Here is a 21,001-nt window from a genome sequence, read left to right on the forward strand (position 1 = left end):
TCGGGATTGGAAACCCGTCGAATTAAAACGCAACAGCCCTATTTTATGGCTGCTGTGCGTGGGACGTTTTCGGACGTGCCGGTTCCTTGGTTCCCGGTTTTCCAACCTGCGCACAGCCGCCACCTATTCGCTTGGAAACGTGTAGAACGGTTCCTCGGACCAAGGAGTATCACCATGCCTGACACAAAACTGCCCCACCCTTCAGACCTAAAACCATCGGCCTCACCCCCTTCATCTACTGCTCCAACCAACCCCTCTTCCATGTAAGCGCTGGCGTCCCGATTGGCGACGCCTTATCCCAGGCCTCCGACCTGCTGTTTCTGGTCAAAGCCTTCGCTGAAGACGCCGCCTACGACAAAAAAAACGACCGTCATGCCTGGGGCGCTCATTTCCTCGCGGCGATGAGCAAAGCGGTGATTGATGATGTGGTAAAGGTCATCAACCATCAAAGCTTTACGGCACGGAATCGAACGCAGGTTTAGAGCCACTTTCCTCGATACTCGCCCCGCTCAATAGGGGCGCCGATGCCACTACAACCTGATATTCAATGATATGTAGCCTGGAAATGATTACGAGGCATGGTGCATCGAGAAGCAGACCAGTATTGTCTGCGAAGCAGATTTATGAGGGAGCCATGAATGGCCGTCAGTAACTACATAGAAGCGGTGGAAATCATTCGTCGACTGGAAGGAGGAATTACACGCCCATTCCTGTGTCGTGCAAACAATGACAAGCACTATGTGGTCAAAGGCTTGGAACTACCGCCCGCCGAACGCATTGCCGAACTGCTCTGCGCCCGTTTGGCTGCTCAGTTCGGCCTACCAATCCCCGAGCACGGCTGTATCTATGTCGATCCAGCCTTGTTGCGTTATAACCCGGAAGCTCGCAGTGATCTCGGACCAGGGGACAGCTATGCCCTTGCCTACGTCGCCGATGCTGCTGACCTGCTGTATTCACAAGCACTACAGGTTCCGAGCGGCCTTCAAAAAGCCGTCTTCGTTTTTGATTACTGGGTCGGTAACAGTGATCGCCAGTTGGGGCCATTTGGTGGCCGTCCAAATCTGCTGATGTGCAGTACCAACAATCAGCTACAGCTGATCGATCACAACCAAGCATTCCAATGGCCACTGGATGCTCCAAGGTTTGCTGAAAGCCATGTGTTCGGCCCCGAAAATCGGGAATGGCGTTTGGATCTGGTCGACAAAGTTGAATACTCTCAGCGGATGCATGACACTGCGGGACGATTTCGTGGCCTATGCTCAGACATTCCCGAAGAGTGGTGTGAGTCCATCGGAGCACTCGGACTGGAAACGCTGCTTGAGGAAATTGAACGCAGCCTGATGCTTTGCCAATCGGACGAATTCTGGAGCGTCCTGAAATGAAATACACCTGTCTTTACAGCATCGTGCGCTTCGCGCCCTTTGCGGAAACCGAAGAGTTTGCCAATGTGGGCATCGTTCTCTCGGCACCTGCTATTGGCCGCATGGAGTACAAACTCGCTCGTAAAAATCTGAAACGGGTCAATCATTTCTTTGAGTGCAGCAACCTATTTGCAAAGGCTATGGAGATAGCCCAAAACGAACTGGACAGCATTCGCCTCATGACAGCAGGCGCTCAAGAATCGCAGATCGTTAACCACTTTCGATTCATGACGGAGCCGAAGGAGTCGATGATTCGCTTCAGCCCCATGCGATCAATACTCGTGGAAAACCTCGATGCGACCTTAGCTACGCTGTTCAACCGCTACATAGATCGCCAAGGCATAGGCCGCGAGCGGCGCGAAGAGATCATGGTTCGAGAGATTCGAGAATTGTTTTCGCACGCGTCTATTCGTAGTTTTCGCGATGACACCCTGACTGGCGATCTGACCAAACTTCATCTTCCCTTGGTACATCGCAACAAGGTCGTGGCGGCTATTAAACCCTTGGCTTTTGACCAGTCAGAGCCCAGCGCAATACTCGATCACTGCGATCAGTGGCTGATGAAATTCGTGAGAGCGGAGCAGGAAGGCATAATTCAGTTGCAAAACGTGCTTATCCCCGTGAGCACTCCTGCGGAGAGTGAATCCCCACGCCACCGCAAAGCGGTACAAGTTGCCAAGGAAAGCATTGAGGCACGTGGTCTGCAGCTGGTTGATTTCCAGGCAACACAGAAAATTGCCGACTTCGCACAGCGCTACGCTTAATAGTTGCTATTTGCTCAATAAAGCCGCGCATTTGCGCGGCTTTTCCGTTTTTATGCGATGTCTATATCTAACCCGTTGAGCCTGTAACATGCGCAGGCCAACCAACCCGCGCCCCATGGAGCCCCTCTTGCCAGACATCCGCCCGCCCGTGCTCGATGAAATCGACCGCCAGTTGATCGCGGCCCTGCAAATCAACGCCCGCGAAAGCGTGGCCATGCTCGCCAGGCAGTTGGGCATTGCACGCACCACCGTAACCTCACGATTGGCGCGCCTGGAAAAAGCCAAGGTGATCACCGGTTACGGGGTACGCCTGGGACAGCGTGTGGTCGATGGCGGGTTGCAAGCCTATGTCGGGATCAAGGTTCAGCCGCGCTCTGGCAAAGAGGTGTTGCGCCGCTTGAGTGCAATGGCGCAGGTGCAGCAGCTGTGTGCGGTGAGTGGCGAATTTGATTATGTGGCGTGGTTGCGCACGGATTCGCCGGAGCAGCTGGATCAGTTGCTGGATCAGATTGGCAGTGTGGATGGGGTTGAGAAGACCACGACATCGATTATTTTGAGTAGCAAGATTGATCGGGGGCAGCCGGTTTAGGCTTCGGTCATGACTTTCTGATTGCCTGATCCGGCCTCATCGCCAGCAGGCTGGTTCCCACAGGGAACAGAGTGAAGCTATAGCTCGTCATTTTGATCGGTAAATAGGCAAAACGACGACACTTTGCGTCTTATTAACGTGTTCTACGCTCCCTAGAATGGCTGGCATCTTTTCCTATACTCAGATGCGCATTGCGCGTCGGGTCGCCAGCAAGGTCAGCCATGAACAAGAACAATCGCCATCCTGCAGACGGTAAAAAGCCAATCACCATTTTCGGCCCGGATTTTCCTTTCGCCTTTGACGACTGGATCGAACACCCGGCTGGCCTCGGCTGCATCCCGGAGCAAAACCTTGGCGCAGAAGTGGCGATTGTCGGCGCCGGCATTGCAGGTCTGGTGGCCGCTTACGAGTTGATGAAGCTGGGCCTGAAACCGGTGGTTTACGAGGCGTCGAAGCTGGGCGGACGCCTGCGTTCGCAGGCGTTCAACGGCACTGACGGTATCGTCGCCGAGCTCGGCGGCATGCGTTTCCCGGTATCTTCTACCGCGTTCTACCACTACGTCGACAAGCTCGGCCTGGAAACCAAACCGTTCCCGAACCCGCTGACGCCGGCCTCCGGCAGCACCGTGATCGACCTGGAAGGCAAAACCCATTACGCACAAAGCCTGAAGGATCTTCCTGCGCTGTTCCAGGAAGTAGCTGACGCCTGGGCGGACGCGCTGGAAGCCGGTTCGCAGTTCGCCGATATCCAGCAAGCCATCCGCGACCGTGATGTGCCGCGCCTCAAAGAACTGTGGAACACCCTGGTGCCGCTGTGGGACGACCGCACGTTCTACGACTTCGTTGCCACCTCCGAGGCCTTCGCCAAACTGTCGTTCCATCATCGCGAAGTGTTCGGCCAGGTCGGTTTCGGCACGGGTGGCTGGGACTCGGACTTCCCTAACTCGATGCTGGAAATCTTCCGCGTGGTGATGACCAATTGCGACGATCACCAGCACCTGGTGGTCGGCGGCGTGGAACAAGTGCCGCAAGGCATCTGGCGTCATGTGCCGGAACGTTGCGTTCACTGGCCAGAAGGCACCAGCCTGAAATCCCTGCACCGTGGCGCCCCGCGTTCCGGCGTGAAAAAAATCGCCCATGCAGCCGATGGTCGTTTCGCTGTCACCGACAACAACGGCGACACCCGCGAATACGCTGCCGTCCTGACCACTTGCCAGAGCTGGCTGCTGACCACCCAGATCGAATGCGACGAAACGCTGTTCTCGCAAAAGATGTGGATGGCGCTCGACCGCACTCGCTACATGCAGTCGTCGAAGACTTTCGTGATGGTCGACCGACCGTTCTGGAAGGACAAAGACCCTGAAACCGGTCGCGACCTGATGAGCATGACCCTCACCGATCGCCTGACCCGTGGCACCTATCTGTTCGACAACGGTGATGACAAGCCAGGCGTGATTTGCCTGTCGTACTCGTGGATGAGCGACGCGTTGAAAATGCTCCCGCACCCGGTGGAAAAACGTGTAGAGCTGGCGCTGAATGCGTTGAAGAAGATCTACCCGAAAGTAGACATCGCCGCGCGCATTATTGGCGATCCGATCACCGTGTCATGGGAAGCCGACCCGCACTTTCTCGGCGCGTTCAAGGGCGCCCTGCCCGGCCACTATCGCTACAACCAGCGCATGTACGCGCACTTCATGCAGGACGACATGCCGGCCGAGCAACGCGGGATTTTCATCGCCGGTGACGATGTGTCGTGGACGCCGGCGTGGGTTGAAGGCGCGGTGCAGACTTCGCTCAACGCGGTGTGGGGGATCATTAAACATTTCGGTGGAGCTACACATAAAGAGAACCCAGGACCGGGTGATGTGTTCAAAGACATCGGCCCTATCGCCCTGCCCGAGTAAGAGGAATTCCTGATGCGTGTAGCCCTTTACCAATGTCCCCCGTTGCCATTGGACCCCGCCGCCAACCTGCAGCGCCTGCATCAGCTGGCGATGGAGGCCAAAGGCGCCGACCTGTTGGTGCTGCCGGAAATGTTCATGACCGGCTACAACATTGGCGCCGAAGCGGTCAGCACATTGGCCGAGGTCTACAACGGTGAATGGGCGCAACAGATCGGCCGGATCGCCAAAGCCGCTGGCCTGGCGATCGTCTACGGTTATCCCGAGCGCACTGCCGACGCTCAGATCTACAACGCCGTGCAGTTGATCGATTCCCACGGCGAGCGCCTGTGCAATTACCGCAAGAGCCATCTGTTCGGGGATCTTGACCGGTCGATGTTCAGCGCCGGTGGAGACGAGGTTCCGGTGGTGGAGCTCAACGGCTGGAAACTCGGTTTCCTGATCTGCTACGACCTCGAATTCCCGGAGAACGCCCGACGGCTAGCCCTCGCCGGCGCCGAGCTGATTCTGGTGCCGACGGCGAACATGATCCCGTTCGATTTCGTTGCCGATGTCACCGTCCGCTCCCGCGCCTTCGAAAACCAATGCTACGTGGCCTACGCCAACTACTGCGGTCATGAGGGCGACATCCACTATTGCGGACAAAGCAGCATCGCCGCGCCGGACGGCAGCCGTATTGCTCAGGCCGGACTGGACGAAGCGCTGATCGTCGGCGAGCTGGATCGGCAGTTAATGGTCGGCTCCCGCACGGCCAATCACTATCTCAGTGATCGTCGGCCTGAACTTTACGGCGCGCTCAACAAGCGCTAATCCGCTAGCATTGGCACTTCACTGTTCTGGAAGTGCCCATGCCTGCGCCGACTCACCCTCGCCCCCACACTGAAACCCTGGCCAACGGCTTGCGCGTGACCCTGCGTCATGTGCCTGGCCTGAAGCGCAGCGCCGCTGCGTTGCGGGTGGCCGCTGGCAGTCATGACGTACCGCTGGCGTGGCCGGGGCTGGCGCATTTTCTTGAGCATTTGCTGTTTCTCGGTACTGAGCGTTTTCCCTCGAGCGAAGGGCTGATGGCCTACGTGCAGCGTCACGGTGGGCAGGTAAATGCCAGCACTCGCGAGCGCACTACCGATTTTTTCTTTGAGTTGCCGACATCGTCATTCGCTGCGGGACTTGAGCGTCTGTCAGACATGCTCGCTCAGCCGCGTATGAATCCGGACGAGCAGTTGCGGGAACGGGAAGTGCTGCAGGCGGAATTTGTCGCCTGGTCACAAGATCCGATGGCGCAGCAGCAGTTTGCGCTGTACGAAGGTTTACCGGCTGATCATCCATTGCGCGGCTTTCATGCTGGCAATCGCGACACTCTCCAGGTCGAACAGCCGGAGTTTCAAAAGGCCCTGACGGACTTTCATCAGCGCTTTTATCGAACCGGGCAAATGACCTTGAGTCTGGTTGGGCCGCAAAGCCTCGAACAGCTACGCGAGTTGGCGGAAACGTTCGCGACGGCTTTGCCGGCTGGGGATAACGTTGCGCAAGCCGCGCCCCCGCCGTTAAGGGTGAAAAGTTATCAACAGGTCGGCGAACGCCAGTGCAATCTGCTGTTTGCATTCGACGCCTTGCCTGACTCATCCGCTGCAGCGTTGGCGTTTCTTTGCCACTCGTTGAACAGCGCCAAGCCCGGTGGATTGCTTATGTATTTGCAGCAGCAGGGCTTGGCTGACAGTTTGAAAGCGGCGCCGCTGTATCAGTTTACTGACCAAGCCTTGCTGCACCTAGCGTTCAACGCACCCTCCGAATCGCTGAACCGTATTGGCGAACAGGTGCGGGACTGGCTGAGCTTCTTCGCGCATCAGGACTGGACGCCGCTACTTGAGGAATACGCAGCCATGCTTGCGCGTCAGCAGCAGGTCAGCGGCGCATTGCAACTGGCGCGGCTCGGCAGCGAACAATTGGGAAGTGGCCTGAGCGCAACCGGCGTTGCTGCCCTCAAACATATCCTTGGCGAGATCGGCACTGTGGATAACTTCAACGCCCATTGGCGTTTGCCGACTGCCAATCCGTTTTTGCGCGCCAACGAACCGCTGGCCAACGCCGGACTGATCCGCGGACAAACCAGCGCTCACCGAGGTTTGCGCACGTTCGCGCAGGATCGTTCGCGCGGCCGTCGCGAGCGCTCGCCGATGCAGTTCAGCCAGGCATTGCCGGACAACGGAGATGAAGGCGCGATTTATCTGCGCTGGCAGATGGAAGCGGCAGCCACCGCGGGCCTGCAAGCGCAACTGCAACGCAGCCTTCGGGAAACAGAGGACGACGCACGTCAGGCCGGGGTTGAATTGTCGTTCAGCACAACCGGCAATCAATGGCTGCTGAAATTGACCGGCCTGCAAGAACCAATGCCGATCGTCCTCGAGCATGCGCTGAAATGTCTGACGCAAGTTGACGCCGATTCCGCGCGAGGTGAGCCGGAAACACCGCTGATAGCGATCCGCCAATTGCTCAAGGCCTTGCCTGAACACTGTCTCCCCTCTGTAGAAACTTCTGGCAATGCCCAGCACCTGTGGACAACTTCCCGCTGGGACGGCCTGGCGTTGGGCCTTGGTGCGCAAACCCAATCAGCCATGGGTCTGGCCCTGAGCCGCATTCCCGGGACACCTGACACTCAAATACCGGCTCCGTCGGCGATCAATGGCCAACACCTGTGGCGCCACATCGACACCGCGTCCAGCGAACACGCGTTGTTGCTGTTCTGTCCAACTGCCAGTCGCAATGTCGCTGATGAAGCCGCTTGGCGCCTGCTCGCGCAGTTGTGTCAGACGCCGTTCTACCAACGCCTGCGGGTCGAGTTGCAGTTGGGTTACGCGGTGTTCAGCACTCTGCGGCAGATGCATGGCCAGACCGGGTTGCTGTTCGGCGTGCAATCGCCGACGTCCGCGCCGGTAGAATTGCTCCGCCATATTCAGCAGTTTATTGAAGAGCTTCCTTCGCTCATTGATGCGACGGACCTCGTCCAGCAACGGCAGAACCTCGCCGATCAATTCAGCGACGAAAATCTATCGACCAAAGATGTGGCCGAACTGCTGTGGCAGGCCAGACTTGCTGGCCACTCGTCGGATTATCTACCGCAACTGGTCAGCGCGATCAATTCGCTGGAACGCCCGGCATTACTCGCAGCCGCGCAACGACTGAACCACGCCGAGGGTGGCTGGCTCTGCCTCGCCAGCGATTCGCCGCTCGGCGCTCCGTGGCAAGCGGCAAAGTGATCATTACCGAGGCTGCAACGAGCTTTCTCGAATATTCACGGGCAATCACGTTGAAATTTTGAGTAACATAGCCGCCTAACTATTTGGAACATCCCCGCGCTGCCGTGGACTATACCTATGGACAGCGCTATCCCATCCACCACCTGAGGAGTAACCCTATGTCCTGGACAAAACCTGCTTACACCGACCTGCGTATCGGCTTCGAAGTCACCATGTACTTCGCCAGCCGCTGAGTTCTGCCTCGTCAGAATTGCAGTGCAACGCCTCGGTTCGCCGGGGCGTTTTATTTTCAGCGTTGAAATGATGGAGCGTTCATGTTCGTCCAGATTCTGGGTTCGGCCGCCGGTGGCGGATTTCCGCAGTGGAATTGCAATTGCGTCAACTGCGCAGGTTTTCGCGACGGCAGCCTGAATGCCAAGGCCCGCACCCAATCGTCCATCGCCATCTCCGATGACGGCGTGAACTGGGTGCTGTGCAACGCCTCGCCGGACATCCGCGCGCAGTTGCAAAGCTTTGCCCCGATGCAACCGGGCCGTGCCCTGCGTGACACCGGCATTAGCGCGATCATCCTGATGGACAGCCAGATCGACCACACCACCGGTCTGCTCAGCCTGCGCGAAGGCTGCCCGCATCAGGTCTGGTGCACGGACATGGTTCATGAAGACCTGAGCACAGGATTTCCGCTGTTCAAGATGCTCACCCACTGGAACGGTGGGTTGAACTGGAACCGCATCGAGCTCGACCAGAGCTTCACCGTTGCCGCGTGCCCGAACCTGCGCTTCACCCCACTGCCATTGCGCAGCGCCGCGCCGCCCTACTCGCCGCACCGCTTCGACCCGCACCCAGGCGACAACATCGGCTTGATCGTCGAAGACGTGAACACTGGCGGCAAACTTTTTTACGCGCCGGGCCTGGGCAAGGTCGACGCGCCGCTGCTGGAGATCATGGCCGGCAGCGATTGCCTGCTGGTGGATGGCACGATGTGGGATGACGATGAAATGCAGCGCCGAGGCGTTGGCACCCGCACCGGTCGCGAGATGGGCCACTTGGCGCAGAACGGCCCCGGCGGCATGCTCGAAGTGCTGGAGCAATTGCCCGAACAGCGCAAAGTGCTTATCCACATCAACAACACCAACCCGATTCTCGATGAAGATTCGCCGGAGCGCGCGGAACTGGCGCGGCGTGATGTTGAAGTGGCGTTCGATGGCATGAGTATTGTGCTGTAGCTGATGGCCCCATCGCTGGCAAGCCAGCTCCCACAAGGTTCTGTGGCGTACGCAAAATCTGTGGGAGCTGGCTTGCCAGCGATGGCGTCCTGACAGACACCACAGAATCCAATGGTTGTTCCCGGAGAACAGACATGACTGATACGCCAATGTCCCCTACAGAATTCGAAGCAGCCCTGCGCGCCAAGGGCGCGTATTACCACATCTACCATCCGTACCATGTGGCGATGTACGAAGGCCGCGCCACCCGCGAGCAAATTCAGGGCTGGGTCGCCAACCGCTTCTACTATCAGGTGAACATCCCCCTGAAAGATGCGGCGATCCTCGCCAATTGCCCGGATCGCGAAATCCGCCGCGAGTGGATTCAGCGCCTGCTCGATCACGACGGTGCCCCCGGTGAAGATGGCGGTATCGAAGCGTGGCTGCGGCTCGGCCAGGCTGTCGGCCTCGACCCTGATCAACTGCGTTCGCAGGAACTGGTGTTGCCCGGCGTGCGCTTCGCCGTCGATGCCTACGTCAACTTCGCCCGCCGCGCCAATTGGCAGGAAGCCGCCAGCAGCTCATTGACCGAACTGTTCGCGCCGCAGATTCACCAATCGCGTCTGGACAGTTGGCCGCAGCATTACCCGTGGATCGACCCGACCGGCTACGAGTACTTCCGCACTCGCCTCGGCCAGGCACGGCGCGATGTCGAGCACGGCTTGGCGATCACGCTGGAACACTACAAGACGCGCGAAGGCCAGGAGCGCATGCTGGAAATTCTCCAGTTCAAACTGGACATTCTTTGGAGCATGCTCGATGCCATGAGCATGGCCTACGAACTGAACCGCCCGCCATATCACAGCGTGACCGAGCAACGCGTCTGGCATAAAGGAATCACCTTATGAGTTTCGACCGCAGCAAGACCCCGACCTGGCGTCCCGGCTACCGGTTCCAGTACGAACCGGCGCAAAAAGGCCACGTGCTGCTGTACCCCGAAGGCATGATCAAACTCAACGAGACGGCCGCGCTGATCGGTGGTTTGATTGACGGTGAACGGGATGTCGCGGCGATCATCGCCAAACTCGACGAGCAATTCCCCGGCGTGCCCGAGCTCGGTGATGACATCGAGCAATTCATGGAGGTTGCCCGTGCGCAGCACTGGATCACTCTTGACTGATCTGCCGCCCAAGCCCGAGGTCGGTCTGCCACTGTGGCTGCTCGCCGAGCTGACGTATCGCTGCCCGCTGCAATGCCCGTACTGCTCCAATCCACTGGATTTCGCCGAGCAGGGTAAAGAGCTGAGTACCGAACAGTGGATCAAGGTATTTCGCGAAGCACGGGAGATGGGCGCGGCGCAGTTGGGCTTTTCTGGTGGTGAGCCGCTGGTGCGCCAGGACCTCGCCGAGCTGATAGCTGAAGCGCGCAAATTGGGGTTCTACACCAACCTGATCACCTCTGGCATCGGCTTGACCGAGCAGAAAATCAGCGACTTCAAGAAGGCCGGCCTCGACCACATCCAGATCAGTTTCCAGGCCAGCGACGAGCAAGTGAACAACCTGCTCGCCGGCTCGAAAAAAGCCTTCGCGCAGAAGCTGGAAATGGCCCGTGCCGTGAAGGCCCACGGCTATCCGATGGTGCTGAACTTCGTCACTCATCGGCACAACATCGACAAGATCGACCGCATCATCGAGCTGTGCATTGCGCTGGAAGCCGACTTCGTCGAGCTCGCCACTTGCCAGTTCTACGGTTGGGCGCAGCTCAATCGTGTCGGTCTGTTGCCGACCAAAGAGCAACTGGTCCGCGCCGAACGCATCACCAACGAATACCGCGCCAAACTGGAAGCCGAAGGGCATCCATGCAAGCTGATTTTCGTGACCCCGGACTACTATGAAGAACGCCCGAAAGCCTGCATGAACGGCTGGGGCAGTATTTTTCTGACAGTCACACCGGACGGCACCGCCCTGCCTTGTCATGGCGCCCGCCAGATGCCGGTAAAATTTCCCAATGTGCGCGACCACAGCATGCAGCACATCTGGTACGACTCGTTCGGCTTCAACCGCTTTCGCGGTTACGACTGGATGCCAGAGCCGTGCCGCTCCTGCGACGAAAAGGAAAAGGACTTCGGCGGCTGCCGTTGCCAGGCATTCATGCTTACCGGTGATGCGAGCAACGCCGACCCGGGGTGCAGCAAATCCGAACATCACGGTGTGATCCTTGCGGCCCGCGAAGAAGCCGAGCACGCCACCCAAACCATCGAACAACTGGCCTTCCGCAATGAACGAAACTCGCGCCTCATCGCTAAAGGCTGAGCCTTTCAGCGCCGCCCAAGCCGTCGCTGCCGGAATGGATTTTGCCGAACTGCAACTCGGTGCCAACGGTTTGTTCTGGAACGAATATCGCCCGGAAGATGCCGCGTGCCGAATCTGGCACTGGCGCGACGGCGTGGCGAAATGTCTGACACCCACGGGTTTCAGCGTGCGCAGTCGGGTGTACGAATATGGCGGCGGAGCGTTTTGTCTGACGCCTGACGGTGTGGTTTTCGTTAATGAGGCGGATCAGCAGCTTTATCGGCAAACACTGGATGGCTCGCCCGAGGCGCTGACATCAGGCGAGTGCCGCTATGGCGATGTGAATTTTGCCGACGGCCAGATTCTGGCAGTCGAGGAAAATGGTGATCAACATCGACTGGTCGCAATCGCTCTGGCCGATGGCACGCGCAGCCTGGTGGCCGAGGGTGCGGATTTTTATGCCGCGCCGACCATCAGTCCAAATGGGCAGCGAATGGCATGGATTGAATGGAGCCGTCCGCATCAACCGTGGACGTCAACCCGTTTGATGGTGGCCGAGCGTTCCGGGCAAAGCATTTCAGCGCCCCGCTGCGTAGCGGGTGACGCCATTGAAGAGTCGATTCAACAGCCGCGTTTCGACGCAAAAGGACAGCTTTACTGTCTGACCGACCGCGCGGGCTTTTGGCAGCCTTATGTCGAATCAATGGATGGATTCCAGCCATTGCCCAGCGCGCAAGCGGATCACGCGCCTGCGCCGTGGCAAATGGGCGGCTGCACCTGGCTGCCACTGGCTGATGGTTATCTGGCCAGTTGGAGTGAAGGTGGTTTCGGTCGCCTCGCCTTGAACGACGAAGACTTCACCGGCGATTACAGCCGCTTCCGGCATCTGGCACTGGATGAGCGATTCATCTATTGCATCGCAGCCTCGCCGATCAGCCCTTCGGCGGTGATCGCCATTGACCGCGCATCCCATCAAGTAAAAGTGCTGGCCGGCGGCGTTGCGCCGCTGTCCGCCGAACGCATCAGCCGCCCGCAAACCCTGCGCTACCCAAGCGGTTCGGGCGAGGCGCACGGGTTCTTTTATCCGGCGATGAGTGGTGAAACGAAGCCGCCGCTGGTGGTGTTCATCCATGGCGGCCCGACCTCGGCCTGCTACCCGATGCTCGATCCGCGCATCCAATACTGGACGCAACGCGGCTTCGCCGTCGCCGATCTCAACTATCGCGGCAGCAGCGGCTATGGCCGGGAATATCGACAGGCGTTGCATCTGAGTTGGGGTGACGTCGATGTCGAAGACGCCTGCGCCGTGGTCGACTATCTCGCCAGACAAGGCCTGATCGACGGTGATCGCGCGTTCATCCGTGGCGGCAGCGCTGGCGGCTACACGACGCTGTGCGCTCTCGCTTTCCATCAAGTGTTCCGCGCCGGCGCCAGCCTCTACGGGGTCAGCGATCCGGTCGCCCTTGCCCGTGCAACGCACAAGTTCGAAGGCGATTACCTGGACTGGCTGATAGGCGATCCCGAACAGGACGCCGAGCGCTACGCCGCCCGCACACCCTTGCTCCACGCAAGCAATATCCGCGTGCCGGTGATTTTCTTTCAGGGTGAACTGGACGCCGTCGTCGTCCCGCAACAAACCCGCGACATGGTCACGGCGCTGGAGCAGAACGGCATTCCGGTCGAGGCGCACTACTACGCCGACGAACGCCACGGCTTTCGTCGAGCGGTGAATCAGGCGCATGCGTTGGAGCGGGAGTGGACGTTTTATCGGCGGGTGATGGGATTGGCGGACTGAAAGCTGCGCCCACCCGTCTGAATAGCGGTGCCCCAATCGCGAGCAGGCTCACTCCTACAAAGAATTTGTGAACCGCATAAATCCCTTTGTAGGAGTGAGCCTGCTCGCGATAGCTATCTATCTGGCGCCGCCGGGCTCAACGCTTGGCGATGATATACACCGCGTGCACGATCCCCGGAATGTAACCGCACAACGTCAGCAGAATGTTCAGCCAGAATGCTCCGCCAAATCCGACCTGCAGAAACACACCCAGTGGCGGCAACAGAATGGCGATGATGATACGAATGAAATCCATGGGTCAGCTCCTGATTGGGGGTTGGCTCGCTTGAGCCATACACGCTAATGACCCGTGCCGTTCGTCAGGGTTCAGTGCCAATTGCAGCATTAATAGCGCACTGCCAGCTCAGGCAAGAATCTGCAGCCCGTGTTTTTGCACAATGCTAAGTAACTTCAACGCCATTCCGCTTGGGTGTTTGTCGCCAGATTCCCACTGCTTGACTGTCGAGGCACTGGTATTCAAATAGCGCGCAAACACTGGTTGGCTGACATTATTACGCTCTCGCAACGCTTTGATCTGATCCGCCTGAATCGCATCAGGAACCGTTGCCAGACATGAATCATCGAACTCTCGCATCGTCGCCTTACTGATTGCACCCACGGAAAGCAGGGCACTGGCCGACTCATGTATGGATTCAAAAACTTCACTCTTGAATTTTTTACTCATGAAATATCTCCACAAACTCCTTCATAGCCAGTAATCCCTGGATTTGGACTTCGGTAAGCTGCGCGTAGACCTTCGCCAACTTGCGTAGATCCTTCAACTCCGCAGGGCTGATATTGCTTCGATCCTGCTTGGCAAACAGCACTTGATAGATCCAATAGCGCCCACCTTTTGCCAAAACAAGCGAACGGTGACGGTTGGAATTGAGGCGTTTTTTCCATACGCCACCGCCAAGATCGTCTGCTTGACCATCGAGCATCTGGACAAATGCTTCCTTGAGCTCCCCATCAGATATCCATGCTCTGCCGGCCTGTATCGCGAAACCCTTGGTCTTGAACAACCTGAAAGACATCGGTATCCCTTCCAAATATATACCACCTAGTGGTACAGATCACAAAGCCCGACCTCTACGACATCGGTTCACTGGCACCCGCATTCCCTGCAGGCCCCTTTCTAAAAAAGCATTGGCTCAACTATCTCTCAAGCGCTAAATCGATTTGGCAAAATCCGGCCACAAAAAAACGCCCCACGCCAAAAGAATCAGGCGTGGGGCGTGCGTTATACCGCGAGACGGTTCATGAAATCGGGTGGGAAAGATCGGGTCAGACGGCAATCCCTTTGCGGCATTGCAGTTGTGCGGTGCGCACTCGGGAGAAGGCCCGGGCCAGGCGCAGGAGCATTTCGTCGATGTTGGCCTTGCTGACGCTGAGTGCCGGGGTGAAGCGCAGGCAGTTGGCTTGTGGGGCGTTGAGTATCAGCCCTTCATGCAGCGCTGCTTTGACTACGGCATCTGCTGAATCATCCGACAGGGTCAAACCCCAGAACAGGCCTTGCCCGCGCAGATCGCCGTGATCATAACGATGCGCCAGCCGTGCGAGGCCTTCACGAAGATGCTGGCCGTTGTCCCCAACCTGTTGCAGGAAGGCGCGATCCTGAACGCTGTCGAGCACCACCAGCCCTGCCGCGGTCATCAGTGCGTTGCCATGATGCGTGCCGCCCAGTTCGCCCTCGTCGAAACAGCAAGCTTTGCCGCGCGCCAGCAGCGCCGCCAATGGCACGCCACCGCCCAAGCCTTTGCCGAGCACGACGATGTCGGCGCGCACGCCGTAGGACTGTTCGGCAAGCAAGGTGCCGCAACGGCCGATGCCGGTTTGCACTTCGTCGAGGATCAGCAGAATCCCCAGTTCGCGGCACAGGCGTTCGACACCTTTGAGGTAGCGATCGGTCGCCGGGACAACCCCGGCATCGCTCTGGATCGGCTCAAGCATGATCGCCACGGTCTGCGCGTCGACGGCGTCATGCAGCGCCGACAGATCGTTGAACGGCACCAGATCGAATCCCGGCAGCAGCGGTGCAAAGCGATTGTGCAGGTTGCAACTGTCCGACGCCGAGATCGTCGCCAGACTACGACCATGACAACCCTGCCTGGCCACAATGATTCGCGAGGCGCCGCCACGATGCAGTTGACCCCACTTTCGTGCCAGTTTGATCGCCGCCTCGCAGGCTTCGCTGCCGCTGTTGAGCAGGTACGCCTGATCGCTGGAGGTGCTGGCACACAGCCGTTCGGCGAGGCTGAGCATGCCGCGGTTGTGCAGACTGAAACCGGGATTAATCAGCGCTTGGGCCTGACTGGCGATGGCTTTGACCAAAGCCGAAGGACTGTGGCCAAGACTATTGGCGCCGCCGGCCTGGGAGAAATCGAGGTAAGCGCGATCGTTGCTGTCCCACAGCCACGACCCCTGACCCCGAACGAAAACCTGCTGCGGCCGTTCAACGCTCGGCATCAGGCGATCGCTATTCAGGCTGTCATGCGCATCGGAATGCTCGGCATCGAAGACAAGGTCATCGAGGCTTGGCGCAGGGCGCCGCAGATTGAACAAATTCATTGGAAAAAACCTCGTTCGAGGTTTTTTGAACTGCCTATGCAAACACTGTCGCAGCAAAAGCTATTCATCGCGCGCTCTGGCCCTGTAAGCCTTGTGATTGCGGTTAGACTAGGCGCACTGACGGCCTCGGGCCATTTCGATTTATCAGCATTTTCGATAAGCATTACTTATGGATTTCAAACAACTGCGTTATTTCGTCGCGGTCTACGAGGAAGGTCATGTCGGACGGGCTGCCGAACGCCTGTCGATCTCCCAACCCGCGCTGTCACAGCAGATCCGCCATCTCGAGCAAAATCTCGACGTCACCCTGTTCGAACGCAGCAGCAAACGCCTGCTGCCGACCCTCGCTGCCCACACGCTGTACAACCACGCGCTGCCATTGCTCGACGGGCTGCAACGCGCGCGCGAAGCGCTCGGCAACTTCAAGGGCCAGGCTTTGCGCACCTTGGCGATTGGTGTCTTGCAAACCGTACACACCAGTCTGGTGCCGCAAATGCTTGAGCGAGTGCGCAAGGCGCAACCGCATCTGGTGGTGCAGATTTATGAATTGACCGGGCTGGAGATTGAACGGCGTTTGCTTAACGGCTCACTGGATATCGGCATCAGCTATCTGCCGCCACGTCAGCCAGGGCTGCATGGCGTGATGCTGTACGAAGATGAACTGACACTGGTCATCCCGGCGGACCATCCGTTGCGTGAATTCAAGAAGGTTTCGATTCGCCAGGCGGCCGAATTGCCGATGCTGTTACTGGGCGAGGAGTTTCAGATCCGCCAGATCTGGCAGGCGCAATTGACCAGCCTTGGCCGTCGCCCGCAAGTGCAGGCCGAGCTGAACAATATGCTGGGGATTCTCGACAGTCTGCCGCACACCAAACTGGCAACGGTGCTGCCCGGTCACTCGCAAAAAGAGTACGACGACGAGGATCTGCTGTGGAAACCGCTGAGCGAGCCACGGGTGCCGTTGAAAGTCGGGCTGGTGTGTCGCGACGTGCAACGTCAGCAAGCTTCGCTGGCGCTACTGCGGACATTGCTGGAAGAGGTCATGGGGCGCGATGAGAAAGCGTTAAAGAGCCCGCCACCACTGGACTCCCTGACCTGAAAACTTTTCTTCAGGCAAAAGAAAACCCCGCCGAAGCGGGGCTTTGCAGACTGTTTCCCTGACATCCATTTCACTCCGCCACCCTGGCAGAATCCTACGTGTCCGTGTTGTTGCTTTGCGCTTCCTGCGCGACGTCCATGAAATGTAGATTAGCCGTGGATCCAATCTACGCATATGGGAGAACAGCAGCACGTCATGTAAGCGATTGCTTACATAACGGTATCAGATCAGAACTGAGCTGCATCCAGCAGGTACAGCGACTCACTACCGGCCTTCACCGACGCGCTCAACGAGTGAATGCGCGGCAGCAGACGGGCGAAGTAGAAGCGCGCGGTGCCAAGCTTGCTGGCATAGAAATCTTCCTGCGCCTCCTTACCCAGCGCGGCTTTGGCCATCAGTGCCCACATGTAGGCGTAGGCCACGTAACCAAACGCCTGCAAATATTCGACCGAAGCCGCGCCAATTTCGTGCGGATTGTTTTTCGCCCGATCCAGCACCCACGACGTCAGCTCGTCGAGCGTTGCGACGGCGTCGTTCAACGGCTTGGTAAATTCGCCGAGATCCGCACTGGCAGTCGCGGTGAAGTGGCGGATTTCGTCAGCGAACAGTTGATAGAACGCTCCACCGCTGCCGACGATCTTGCGACCCACCAGATCCAGCGCCTGAATGCCGTTGGTGCCTTCGTAGATCTGGGTAATGCGCACGTCACGTACCAGTTGTTCCTGGCCCCACTCGCGGATGTACCCGTGGCCGCCGAAAATCTGCTGGCCGTGCACGGTGGTTTCCAAACCCAGATCGGTGAGGAACGCCTTGGCAACCGGCGTCAGCAACGCCACCAGGTCTTCCGCACGCTTACGCGTCACCGCGTCTTCGCTGAACTTGGCGGTGTCGAGTTGCATCGCCACGTAAGTGGAGAATGCGCGGCCACCTTCGTTCGAGGCTTTCATGGTCAGCAGCATGCGACGCACGTCCGGGTGGACGATGATCGGGTCAGCGACTTTGTCTTTGTTTTGCGCGCCCGTCGGTGAGCGGCTTTGCAGGCGGTCGCGAGCGTATTCGACGGCGTTCTGGTAGGAGCGCTCGCCAGTCGCAAGGCCTTGGATGCCGACGCCCAGACGCTCGTAGTTCATCATGGTGAACATCGCCGCCAGGCCTTTGTTCGGCTCACCGACCAGGTAACCGACGGCTTCGTCGAAGTTCATCACGCACGTCGCGGATGCCTGGATGCCCATCTTGTGTTCGATCGAACCACAGTTGGCCGGGTTGCGCGCGCCCAGGCTGCCATCGGCATTGACCATGAACTTCGGCACGAGGAACAGCGAGATGCCTTTCGGGCCCGCCGGTGCGTCCGGCAGTTTGGCCAGCACCAGGTGGATGATGTTTTCGGTGAGATCGTGTTCACCACCGGTGATGAAAATCTTGGTGCCGCTGACCTTGTAGGAACCGTCGGCCTGAGGTTCGGCTTTGGTGCGGATGATGCCCAGGTCGGTACCGGCGTGCGGCTCGGTCAGGCACATCGAACCTGCCCAAACGCCGGCGTACATGTTCGGCAGGTACGCGGCTTTCAGCTCTTCGCTGGCGTGGGCGTTGATCGACAGGCACGCGCCGGCAGTCAGCATCGGATACAGACCGAAGGACAGGCTCGCGGAGTTGACCATTTCTTCGACCTGCGCCGACACGGCTTTGGGCATGCCCATGCCGCCGTATTGCGGATCGCCACCAACGCCAACCCAACCGCCCTCGGCGTAAGTCTGATAAGCCTGTGGAAAACCGGCCGGCGTGGTGACGGCACCGTCCGCCCAGTGACAACCTTCTTCATCAGCGGCACGGCTCAGCGGCGCGATGCTTTTGCTGGTGACCTTGCCGGCCTCTTCGAGAATCGCTTCAACGGTCTCGGCGTCGACGGTCTCGGCCAGCGCCGGCAATTGCGCCCAAAGTTTGGCGACCTCGAACACTTCATTGAGGACGAAGCGCATATCGCGCAGCGGCGCTTTGTAGTCAGCCATGGCAAACCTCGCAAGATCTAAACAGGTGATTCGTGGGAATGTGTTTTCGTTGAGCCGGAGTGTACCTCAACAACTTTTGCGACACATAGGGTCAGCCGGTGACTGATTTGTTATTTTTAGTCACCAGAAAAAGTTCGCAGCCCTCAACAGCTCATACAGGCAAAAAACGATCCCGCGTAGGAGCTGCCGAAGGCTGCGATCTTTTGATCTACCTTAAAGCGCAAACATTTCGGCCGGCAGCTTCATCAAACAATCACTCCCCGCCTCAATCGCCGCACGATGCGCCGCCGTGCGTGGCAGCAACCGCTTGAAGTAAAACTCGCAGGTGGCCAATTTACCCCGAAGATAATCCGCCTCCCCCTCGCCCGCATCCAGTTGCGCTTGCGCCACCAGCGCCATGCGCAGCCACAGATAGCCGAGGATGATGTAACCGCTGTACATCAGATAATCCACCGACGCGGCACCGACCTCGTCCGGGTTCTTCATCGCCGCCATACCGACCTTCATGGTCAGGTCGCCCCACTGCTGGTTGAGCTCATTGAGCTGCGTGACAAAGCTCCCCAGTTGCGGATGCCCCTCGTTCGTCGCGCAGAACTTGTGGACGATTTTGGTAAAGCCGCGCAGCAACTTGCCTTGGCTGCCGAGTACCTTGCGCCCAAGCAGATCGAGTGCCTGAATGCCGTTGGTGCCTTCGTAGATCGGCGCAATGCGGCAATCGCGCACCAACTGCTCCATGCCCCATTCGCGAATGAAACCGTGACCACCAAAAATCTGCATGCCGAGATTGGTCACTTCCAGCCCGGAGTCGGTCATGAATGCTTTGCAGATCGGCGTAAGGAACGCCAGCAAGTCTTCCGCTTCCTGACGCGCCTCGGCATCGCTGTTTAGATGGGCGACATCGAGCAGTTGCGCGGTGAAATAAGTCAGCGCACGGTTGCCTTCGTTGAAGGCTTTCATGGTCAGCAACATGCGCCGCACGTCCGGGTGGACGATGATCGGGTCGGCCGGTTTGTCCGGGGCTTTGGCGCCGGTCAGCGAACGCATCTGCAGGCGGTCGTTAGCGTATTTGATGGCACCCTGGAAACTCGCTTCGCCCAGGCACAAGCCCTGCATCCCGGTGCCGAGCCGCGCGTGGTTCATCATGGTGAACATGCAGTTCAGGCCCTTGTTCGGCTCACCGATCAAGAAGCCTTTGGCGCTATCGAAGTTCAGCACGCAAGTGGCCGAGGCCTTGATGCCCATCTTGTGCTCGATCGAGCCGCAGGAAACGCCATTGCGCTCCCCCGCCTCGCCCGACGCATCCGGGAGGAATTTTGGCACGATGAACAACGAGATGCCTTTTGTTCCCGCGGGCGCATCCGGCAACTTGGCCAATACCAGATGGATGATGTTTTCGCTCATGTCGTGCTCACCGGCAGAGATGAAAATCTTGCTGCCAGTGACCGTGTAACTGCCGTCGGCCTGAGGCACGGCGCGGGTTTTGATGATACCCAGATCGGTGCCGCAGTGGGCCTCAGTCAGGCACATGGTGCCGGTCCACTGGCCAGCGGTGAGTTTGCTCAGGTAAGTGTCTTTCTGATCGGCCGTGCCGTGGGCATGGATCGCCGACATCGCGCCGTGAGTCAGTCCCGGGTACATGCCCCAGGACGTGTTGCTGGAGCCGACCATTTCGCTGATCACCAGCCCCAGCGAACTCGGCAAGCCCTGACCGCCGTAAACCGGATCTGCCGCCAGACCATGCCAGCCGCCCTCGACGTATTGTGCGAAGGCTTGCTTGAAGCCTGTAGGCGTTGTCACCACACCGTTGTCGAAATGACAGCCCTCTTCGTCACCGCTGCGATTGAGCGGTGCCAGAACGTTCTCGCAGAACTTCGCGCCTTCTTCGAGGATCGCGCTGATCATGTCCGGGCTGGCGTCGTGGGCGCCAAGGGCTGCGTAGTTGGTGTGGAAGTCGAAGACGTGATCGATCAGAAAACGCATGTCGCGCAGCGGGGCTTTGTACTCGGGCATGGTGGCTTCTCCGTCAGCAGGTTTCCTTGAAACTACTGCCGGCCACCACGCCCCACAAT

Annotated in this window: 20 protein-coding genes; 14 read left to right on the top strand and 6 right to left on the bottom strand. The window is 58.6% G+C overall.

All coding sequences use genetic code 11. The features are described from left to right. Positions 1–215 precede the first annotated feature (215 nt). The 13 genes from ICA15_RS10700 (at position 216) to ICA15_RS10760 (ending at position 13,220) form a co-directional block, all read left to right on the top strand. On the top strand, positions 216–482 hold the full coding sequence (locus ICA15_RS10700) for a DUF3077 domain-containing protein (RefSeq protein ID WP_210553577.1): 267 nt from the start codon (positions 216–218) through the stop codon (positions 480–482). Between the two features lie 156 nt (positions 483–638). Continuing rightward, a complete protein-coding gene (locus ICA15_RS10705) occupies positions 639–1,382 on the top strand; it encodes a HipA family kinase (protein ID WP_210553539.1) in 744 nt (247 codons plus the stop codon). Beyond that, positions 1,379–2,185, top strand: coding sequence for a DUF3037 domain-containing protein (locus ICA15_RS10710; protein WP_210553538.1), 807 nt, complete (start codon positions 1,379–1,381; stop codon positions 2,183–2,185). Before ICA15_RS10705 ends, ICA15_RS10710 begins: the two co-directional genes overlap by 4 nt. 127 nt (positions 2,186–2,312) lie before the next feature. Continuing rightward, positions 2,313–2,774, top strand: a complete 462-nt coding sequence (locus tag ICA15_RS10715; protein ID WP_007910086.1) for an Lrp/AsnC family transcriptional regulator — start codon at positions 2,313–2,315, stop codon at positions 2,772–2,774. A gap of 221 nt (positions 2,775–2,995) precedes the next feature. After that, positions 2,996–4,678 carry a flavin monoamine oxidase family protein gene (locus ICA15_RS10720; protein WP_150617744.1) on the top strand — a complete coding sequence of 561 codons (1,683 nt, stop codon included), beginning with the start codon at positions 2,996–2,998 and terminating at the stop codon, positions 4,676–4,678. Positions 4,679–4,690: 12 nt separating this feature from the next. After that, positions 4,691–5,485 (top strand): carbon-nitrogen hydrolase family protein, encoded by a 795-nt coding sequence (locus ICA15_RS10725; RefSeq protein ID WP_210553537.1) that lies wholly within the window; start codon positions 4,691–4,693, stop codon positions 5,483–5,485. A gap of 38 nt (positions 5,486–5,523) precedes the next feature. Then, positions 5,524–7,929 (top strand): pyrroloquinoline quinone biosynthesis protein PqqF, encoded by a 2,406-nt coding sequence (gene pqqF, locus ICA15_RS10730; protein WP_210553536.1) that lies wholly within the window; start codon positions 5,524–5,526, stop codon positions 7,927–7,929. A gap of 158 nt (positions 7,930–8,087) precedes the next feature. Next, a complete protein-coding gene (gene pqqA, locus ICA15_RS10735) occupies positions 8,088–8,162 on the top strand; it encodes a pyrroloquinoline quinone precursor peptide PqqA (protein WP_003422658.1) in 75 nt (24 codons plus the stop codon). Between the two features lie 81 nt (positions 8,163–8,243). Then, positions 8,244–9,155 carry a pyrroloquinoline quinone biosynthesis protein PqqB gene (gene pqqB, locus ICA15_RS10740; protein ID WP_150601849.1) on the top strand — a complete coding sequence of 304 codons (912 nt, stop codon included), beginning with the start codon at positions 8,244–8,246 and terminating at the stop codon, positions 9,153–9,155. Positions 9,156–9,289: 134 nt separating this feature from the next. Then, complete coding sequence (gene pqqC / locus ICA15_RS10745) at positions 9,290–10,042, top strand: pyrroloquinoline-quinone synthase PqqC (protein ID WP_210553535.1); 753 nt, start codon at positions 9,290–9,292, stop codon at positions 10,040–10,042. Then, the gene (gene pqqD, locus ICA15_RS10750; protein ID WP_150593702.1) at positions 10,039–10,314 is read left to right on the top strand and encodes a pyrroloquinoline quinone biosynthesis peptide chaperone PqqD; all 276 of its coding nucleotides are present in this window, start codon (positions 10,039–10,041) and stop codon (positions 10,312–10,314) included. The genes pqqC and pqqD overlap by 4 nt, the downstream gene beginning before the upstream one ends. Continuing rightward, positions 10,286–11,446 carry a pyrroloquinoline quinone biosynthesis protein PqqE gene (pqqE, locus tag ICA15_RS10755; RefSeq protein WP_224450873.1) on the top strand — a complete coding sequence of 387 codons (1,161 nt, stop codon included), beginning with the start codon at positions 10,286–10,288 and terminating at the stop codon, positions 11,444–11,446. Before pqqD ends, pqqE begins: the two co-directional genes overlap by 29 nt. Then, the gene (locus ICA15_RS10760; RefSeq protein ID WP_210553533.1) at positions 11,412–13,220 is read left to right on the top strand and encodes a S9 family peptidase; all 1,809 of its coding nucleotides are present in this window, start codon (positions 11,412–11,414) and stop codon (positions 13,218–13,220) included. The genes pqqE and ICA15_RS10760 overlap by 35 nt, the downstream gene beginning before the upstream one ends. 136 nt (positions 13,221–13,356) lie before the next feature. Here ICA15_RS10760 and ICA15_RS10765 read toward each other — a convergent pair whose 3' ends face one another. From ICA15_RS10765 to ICA15_RS10780, 4 genes are all read right to left on the bottom strand, one after another. After that, entirely contained in the window at positions 13,357–13,515 is a 159-nt protein-coding gene (locus tag ICA15_RS10765; RefSeq protein ID WP_003228885.1) for a YqaE/Pmp3 family membrane protein, read from the bottom strand. A 108-nt stretch (positions 13,516–13,623) separates the two neighbouring features. Next, a complete protein-coding gene (locus tag ICA15_RS10770; RefSeq protein WP_150617752.1) occupies positions 13,624–13,944 on the bottom strand; it encodes a helix-turn-helix domain-containing protein in 321 nt (106 codons plus the stop codon). Then, complete coding sequence (locus ICA15_RS10775; RefSeq protein WP_210553532.1) at positions 13,937–14,293, bottom strand: type II toxin-antitoxin system RelE/ParE family toxin; 357 nt, start codon at positions 14,291–14,293, stop codon at positions 13,937–13,939. The genes ICA15_RS10770 and ICA15_RS10775 overlap by 8 nt, the downstream gene beginning before the upstream one ends. Before the next feature lie 250 nt (positions 14,294–14,543). Further along, positions 14,544–15,827, bottom strand: a complete 1,284-nt coding sequence (locus ICA15_RS10780; RefSeq protein WP_210553531.1) for an aspartate aminotransferase family protein — start codon at positions 15,825–15,827, stop codon at positions 14,544–14,546. Between the two features lie 169 nt (positions 15,828–15,996). Here ICA15_RS10780 and ICA15_RS10785 point away from each other — a divergent pair, with 169 nt between their 5' ends. Continuing rightward, on the top strand, positions 15,997–16,926 hold the full coding sequence (locus tag ICA15_RS10785) for a LysR family transcriptional regulator (RefSeq protein WP_210553530.1): 930 nt from the start codon (positions 15,997–15,999) through the stop codon (positions 16,924–16,926). A gap of 227 nt (positions 16,927–17,153) precedes the next feature. Here ICA15_RS10785 and ICA15_RS10790 read toward each other — a convergent pair whose 3' ends face one another. Together ICA15_RS10790 and ICA15_RS10795 are read right to left on the bottom strand one after the other, a co-directional pair. Next, entirely contained in the window at positions 17,154–18,932 is a 1,779-nt protein-coding gene (locus ICA15_RS10790) for an acyl-CoA dehydrogenase C-terminal domain-containing protein (protein WP_210553529.1), read from the bottom strand. Between the two features lie 213 nt (positions 18,933–19,145). Beyond that, positions 19,146–20,942 carry an acyl-CoA dehydrogenase C-terminal domain-containing protein gene (locus ICA15_RS10795; RefSeq protein WP_210553528.1) on the bottom strand — a complete coding sequence of 599 codons (1,797 nt, stop codon included), beginning with the start codon at positions 20,940–20,942 and terminating at the stop codon, positions 19,146–19,148. Positions 20,943–21,001 lie beyond the last annotated feature (59 nt).

It is taken from the genome of Pseudomonas sp. P116 (assembly GCF_020149425.1).
In the GTDB taxonomy this organism is placed as follows: domain Bacteria; phylum Pseudomonadota; class Gammaproteobacteria; order Pseudomonadales; family Pseudomonadaceae; genus Aquipseudomonas; species Aquipseudomonas anatoliensis.